Source organism: Oligella sp. HMSC05A10, assembly GCF_001808335.1.
GTDB classification, from domain to species: domain Bacteria; phylum Pseudomonadota; class Gammaproteobacteria; order Burkholderiales; family Burkholderiaceae_B; genus Oligella; species Oligella urethralis.
This window is the reverse complement of record NZ_KV792894.1, coordinates 45,457-52,025: the sequence shown is the minus strand read 5'-3', so window position 1 is coordinate 52,025 and position 6,569 is coordinate 45,457. Positions and strand designations below refer to the sequence as shown.

Below are 6,569 nucleotides of genomic sequence, written 5' to 3'. Positions count from 1 at the left end.
ATACTTGCCTTACATCACCCACCTAAAGGAAAGGGTCTTACGGCAATTGTTGATAAACAAGATAAAAAACGATTTTTTTACCTAAAGATCACTGGGCGCACTTGGCGCCCAGTTTTGTATCAATTACTTGGTGCTCGGCGTAGTGTCTGCTGCACTGCCTTTACCAGCCCAATAGGTTGCCAATAAAGGCCCTGAAATATTGTGCCAAAAACTAAAGATAGCACTTGGCACCGCCGTTACTGGACTCGCCGCAAAATGCACGCCCGCCAAAGCAACACCCAGGCCTGAGTTTTGCATACCAACCTCAATCGAGACCGCTTTCTGATCGGCATAATTTAGGCGGCAAACTTTCGCTACGATAAAGCCGATCAAATAACCCAAGCCATTATGCAAAACAACCACTGCAAAGATTAGCAGCCCCGATTCGATAATGCGATCTTTGGAGGCACCCACCACAAAAGCGACAATCAGCACAATACCGATGACGGACACTAAAGGCATCACCTCACCATAGGAGGCGGCCTTTTTACCCAACACAGAGCGCACAATCAAACCTAAGACGATGGGTACCAGCACAATTTGTAAAATGCTTTTAAACATAGCGACTGCGTTAATATCAAGCCATTCGCTTGCGAGCAAAAAGAAAATCGCTGGCGTCAAGAGCGGGGATAGCACGGTAGACACTGCGGTCGTACTGACGGATAAAGCGGTATTACCACGTGCCAGATAAGTCATCACATTAGACGAGGTACCCCCAGGGCAACATCCCACCAGAATCACCCCAACCGCTATTTCTGCCGGTAGTTGAAATAGAATGCACAGCCCATAAGCTAATAAGGGCATGATGGTGTACTGAGCTACCGTCGCTATCAGAACAGACTTCGGCTGCTTTAGAACACCTTTAAAATCATCAACCGTCATGGTGACGCCCATACCGAACATGATCACCCCCAAAATCAAGGCAATATAGGGTCCTACGAAGCGAAATAGCGTAGGATTTATAAAGGCAATCGCAGCAAAAAGTAAAACCCACAGGGCAAAGGTTTTTTGAACAAAACGACTAAAACTTATAATCATCGAACTCTCTCTTTCCAATCAAAATACCACTAGTATATCCTAGTGTTAAATTGTTACCTTCGACAAGCCGCCGCTAGTCGCTTATTGTTGCCTGATAGAATGAGCAAGTGCGCAAAATCGCTCACGTTTCAAATGATGTTTTAATTTTTTCTTTGGCGGTGTTATGACGGGATCGTTTTTAGATGCGATGCTCTTCTCGGTGGGCGTCACGCTACCTAGTATTTTATTATTGGTGTTGGGTTGGTATTTACGTCGTTCCGACCAAATTGATCAGCGCTTTTGTGATCAAGCATCAAAAATCGTGTTTAATTATTCCCTGCCCGCACTACTCTTTTTTAGTATTTATCGCAGCGATACCGACTTATTGGAAAACCTTAATTTGATCCTAGCCGGTGTGGTTACGATCATGAGCCTCTTTCTAGGTGCGGAGCTGGTGGCACGTCGCCTGGTTAAAGCGCCTCGCGATCATGGCGTGTTTGTACAGGGTGTATTTAGAGCCAATATGATGATTATTGGCTTAGCATTTGTTAGTAGTGCCTACGGCGCTAACGGTGTTGCCATTGCCGCTATTTTTGGTGGTGTGCTCACGCTATTACTTAATGTGCTTGCCGTGATTACGCTCAGCAAAGCCACTGGCAACAAAAAATTCAACCCCTTATTAATGGCTCGCCAAATCGTCACTAATCCATTAATTATCGGGATCCTATTGTCGCTCGCTTGTAAATGGCTGCATGTGCCCATCCCTTCACTCATTGCCGAAGCCGGCGGTTATGTGTCGAGTCTGGCCTTACCCCTAGCCTTAATTTGTGCGGGCGCAACGCTAGATTTTAGAAAAATCTTCAGCGCAAGCGATATTGCCATGTGGTCTAGTGTGGGTCGCTTAATTGTCGCCCCCATCGTAGCCGTGATTGTCGGCTTAGTCTTTGCTTTGAGTAGCATGGAGCTCGGTGTGATGCTACTGATGACCGCTTCTCCCGCCGCTGCCGCTAGCTATGTTATGGCCAAAGCAATGGGAGCTAATGACGTTGCCGCTGCCAATATCATTGGCATCACCACAGTCGGCGCCATGCCAACCATGGCCGTCAGCTTAACCCTATTGCGATTTTTTGGATTAATTTAGCAAAGCCATTACGCTCTCGAACACACAAAAAATAACCGACCAACTTACTAACACGAAGTTGGTCGGTCATCCTAGCAGAAGATGCGGGGGAGCCATCATGCTGCTAGCTCAAGCTTATTGTTAAGGGTCCTTGAGTAACCCTCCTTGCCGCATCCTCTTAGCCTGCGATAGGCTCCACCTTGGCAGGTAAGCCATTACGCACGACCGCACCGGACACACTATCAACCCAGATATTTTCATGGTTGCGGGTCGGATCGGTTAAGCCAATATCGTTAATATTGACCCCGGCACGAATAAAGGGTGCATCAGGCCAGGTGTGATCACCGATTTGGTGCGCACGACCGCCCAACTCAGTGTGACCGAAACCATGCTCAATGCCCACACAACCGCGCATCACGCCTGGGTACACGATAATCGTACCTTCAACCGCTCCGCCTGGAGTTGAGACCTTGGCCACTTGACCGGTGGTTAAACCAAAGCGCTTGGCATCATCCGGGTGAATAATCATCGGATTATCCGGCTTTAAAATCGTCAAGGAGGTACCGATGGTATACGGACTTAGCAACTGCGATTTAAAGCTCACCAATAATAATGGCCAATCCTCTTCGCTATAAATCTCACGCATCGGTGTACCGTTAGAGAAGTGCGGCTCACGGAACTGTGCCGTGCCCCAGTTATGCTCGCCGTTAAGGTAGTTTCTGGAGCTGCCGACATTCTCATTCCAAATCCACAGTACATTGCTAAAGCGATGCTTTTGCCACTCAGGGTTGTTTTTATCCTGCGCTTGATCGGCATTTTCAAAGCGTCCACCGCGGGTGTAGAGATAAGCAATTTTACGCCACTCTTCTGGCTTTAAACGGCTTTCTAAATCTGCGCGCATACGCTCTACGCCGGAGAAAAGCAAGTCTTCATCAGTCGCATCAGGCACTGGCTTGCCGCCGGCATACGCAATATTGGCCCCGCCACGGAAGTACCAGTCCTCAGCCGTTTCTAAGGGTACCGGATTACCATCAGCGTCCTTTAAACCCTCCTTACCAAAGCCCGGTAAGCCCATGTACTTAGCTAGCTCAATATGGAAGCTCTCCACCGCAATCGGCTGACCACTCGGTGTTTTGGCTGCGGCGGCTTCGACCACAGGCCAACGTGCTGCCATGGTTTTTGTAGGCACACCGTTCCACGGCGAGACCCAACCCCAGCTTTCATACAGCAAGCTATCCGGCACAATGTAGTCGGCATAGCAGTTTGTCTCATTAATAAATGGATCGATTGAGACAATCAACGGAATTTTCTTCGGATCGAGTAACTGCTCTTCAAACTTTTTCTTGAGACCAGCAATACCGTACACCGGGTTACACATCCAAAGGATCAAGGCATCCAATTTGTATGGATAGTCATTGGCAATGGAAGCAAACCACTCCGTACCTAAACCCGGCGCATTAGGGTACCACTGGGTTGGTGCCGGATAGAGAGGCTCACCCGCTTCCTTACGACGTTTAAACTCGCTGGTACGCTCAAACGGTACATTACGACCAATAGGAATACCGCGTGGCTGCACCTTGCCCTCAAAATCAACTAAGTTATAACGAGGACCGGCACTTGCATCACGGAAGCCGCCACCGCCCATCACAAAACCACCCTTGGTATTAAGGTTACCAATGAGCGTATTTAAGGTCACCACCGCAAAGGCATTGTAGAAGCCATTACCTGACATCATGCCACCGTGCGCCACAATACTGGCATTGGTGCCGTGTGAGGTAAACTCATCAGCCAAGCCTTCAATCACTGGTACTGGAATACCACAATAGGCTGACGCCTCCTCAATGGTCTGGCGCATAGCGGATTCTTTGAGTAGCTGTAAGGCAGTTTTTAGCTTGATATCTTTGCCGTTTAATAATAAACCCTCTGGCGCTTCTAATTGCGCTGGGCTCATTAGATTAATCGCCGACTCAAATTCATTATGCTCATTGAGCACAATATATGGGTCATCATCACCGTAGCGCTTTTCTTCCTCAATCTCTACGCCAATATCGGAACCGCGTAAATACTTACCGTAACGCGGATGGCTCGGCTCCTGAATCACTAACCAAGCAGCGCTACAGTACGATGGAAAACCACGCGACTCAGCATATTCAGGGTTAGCACAAGATAAATAGTCCTTGTTATGACGGTCATTTTCAAAAATCCAACGCATCATCGCCATCAATAAGGCACTATCCGTACCTGGGATAATTGGCACCCAGTTAGAACGGTCACCGGCGGCGCGGTTATCGGCATTACTCAGCACGGGGTCAATGATGACGTAATCCATTTTACCGTCCGTACGTGCTTTGGCAATTAACTCACCCGTGCGACGGAATGGGTTACCGGTTGCACCCGGCGCGGTACCAATAAAGATAACAAACTCCGCATTTTCCATATCCGGCTTAGCGTGCGGCATGGCTCGGTGATCCCCGAACACTGCACCCGAACCTGAACGCCAAGAGCCACCACACCAAGCACCGTGACGCACAAAGTTTTGCGTACCGAATGACTGGTTCCAGAAGCGACGTATTAAGGCCTCACGACCATCGTTGACCGAGGTGATAACCCCCACTTTATTCGCAATGGGACCAAATTCTGGGGCCTCTGCTTTGATCGGCGTTTTTAAATCGCGTAATTCTTTAAAGCCTTTGACATGACCTTCACCAAACAAATCACCGCCTTCGGCCACTTCACGAATTAATTGCTCAAAGGAGATGGGCTCCCATTTACCTGAGTTACGTGGACCCACACGCTTGAGGGGTTGCAATACACGGAATGGCGAGCTATGGTGCTCTTTTACCGCATTACCACGACCGCAAAGCGTGGCACGATTTCGTTGCCCTAACTCCTGATGCTGTGAGGTAGCGATAAAGCTGTCTTTAACCGAGGTTTCATAGGGTAAGTGATTGGCCGCTGCCAATGGATGGAAAGGGTTACCGCCCACTCGTAGCACACGACCTGTTTCCTTATCAATGCGCACACGCACACCACAGATGGTGGTACAGCCTAAGCAAGTGGTGTAACTAACCTGCTGCTTCGGATTCAGCGTGATCTCACCAGTCTCTTTATTCACACGATACTCCGGCTCGTGCGAATAACCGTTTAACTTATCCTCTTTGGGATCTTTTTTTGCCAGCATCCCATGAGCCATACGACTAAGAGTTTGTGAAAAACCCAGCGCACCGGCCGCCAGACCACCGGCTGCAATCATTTCTCTACGCTTTAATTTCATGATAGTACTCCTAGATTAATTCTCTTCTAAATCCAACTGTCTTAAAGGCACGAGGGAAGTTAAGACGATATACACAAAGACACATAAACCTAAGGTGCCAACAATCCCCAATAAACCATCTGGACCCCACGGTAGGGTGTAGCTATAAGAACCAGCACCGGTTTTAGGAATTTCCTGACCACCCATAAACACGGTCCAGCGGAACATCCATACCGTAATCACCGTCAATAAGCCTAATAACAAGCCATTACCAGGGAAGCGCCAAGCCATTAATAAGGTGGCAAACACAATCAGCACGCCAACGATGGTAAATAGCTCCCAATGATTAATAAAGGTAATTAAGCTCATGGCCTGAGCAATTTTCGGGCTTAGACCGCTAAAGCCTAAGAGCAACCAAATACCGCCTACCACCACCATCGCTAATTGGGCCCAGAAAATCACCTTTACCAAAGGATTCATCACCGCTTTATCGCCGCGATTGGCAGTAAAAAAGTTTAGGATTAAGGCAGCACCCGCAGCACCCGCCATGGCGGTTAAGACAAACTGCACCGGTACCGCAAAGTTATTCCACATCGGGCGTGATTTAATCACCGCGACCTCCATCCCGGTGTACACCATCACTAACATGGCGCCAATAAAAGCAAATAAGGCAGCTACCTTAAGCCAAGTCGCCTTAGGTTGCTTTTTAAGCGTCACCCAAGCAGCCAATTTAGCGTAACGGTGATTCGCTGCAGCGGATTCTTTGAGTAGGGGCTGCAAGGCTAAAAAGCCGTAAATTACCATCCACGCCACATAGAACACCAAGAAAATCGAACCCCACGACATCCATGACGTTTTTTGGAAATGCAAATAGAAGTTCATAAAGCGTCCCGGCTGGTGTAAGTCAGCCAATAGCGCAACGGGTGCAATTAAGCCACAGGTGAGCATAACAATCAGGGCATAGTTAGACGCCACCTTCCACTGAGGCTTTTTAAATACAACCCCCGGTAGGGATAGTAAGAATGAGCAATAGCAAATACCAATTAAAAAGAAGTACTGCACTGCCCACGGTAACCAACCCACTTTGTGGGTGATGTTTAAGGTTTCAATAATTTGTGCTTCCATGATTCTCTCCTACGC

4 protein-coding genes are annotated in these 6,569 nt (G+C 48.3%); 1 reads left to right on the top strand and 3 read right to left on the bottom strand.

The window, feature by feature from the left end; all coding sequences use genetic code 11:
• Nucleotides 1-123: 123 nt before the first annotated feature.
• Nucleotides 124-1,077, bottom strand: a complete 954-nt coding sequence (locus tag HMPREF3144_RS04430; RefSeq protein ID WP_048767977.1) for a bile acid:sodium symporter family protein — start codon at nucleotides 1,075-1,077, stop codon at nucleotides 124-126.
• Between the two features lie 163 nt (nucleotides 1,078-1,240).
• Here HMPREF3144_RS04430 and HMPREF3144_RS04425 point away from each other — a divergent pair, with 163 nt between their 5' ends.
• On the top strand, nucleotides 1,241-2,197 hold the full coding sequence (locus HMPREF3144_RS04425; RefSeq protein WP_036559101.1) for an AEC family transporter: 957 nt from the start codon (nucleotides 1,241-1,243) through the stop codon (nucleotides 2,195-2,197).
• A 157-nt stretch (nucleotides 2,198-2,354) separates the two neighbouring features.
• On the opposite strand, the gene HMPREF3144_RS04420 is transcribed toward HMPREF3144_RS04425, so the two are convergent.
• Together HMPREF3144_RS04420 and nrfD are read right to left on the bottom strand one after the other, a co-directional pair.
• Nucleotides 2,355-5,450: a molybdopterin-dependent oxidoreductase gene (locus tag HMPREF3144_RS04420; RefSeq protein WP_036559098.1), complete on the bottom strand. Its 3,096-nt coding sequence runs from the start codon at nucleotides 5,448-5,450 to the stop codon at nucleotides 2,355-2,357.
• A gap of 15 nt (nucleotides 5,451-5,465) precedes the next feature.
• Nucleotides 5,466-6,554: an NrfD/PsrC family molybdoenzyme membrane anchor subunit gene (gene nrfD / locus HMPREF3144_RS04415; protein ID WP_070476630.1), complete on the bottom strand. Its 1,089-nt coding sequence runs from the start codon at nucleotides 6,552-6,554 to the stop codon at nucleotides 5,466-5,468.
• Nucleotides 6,555-6,569: the final 15 nt, after the last annotated feature.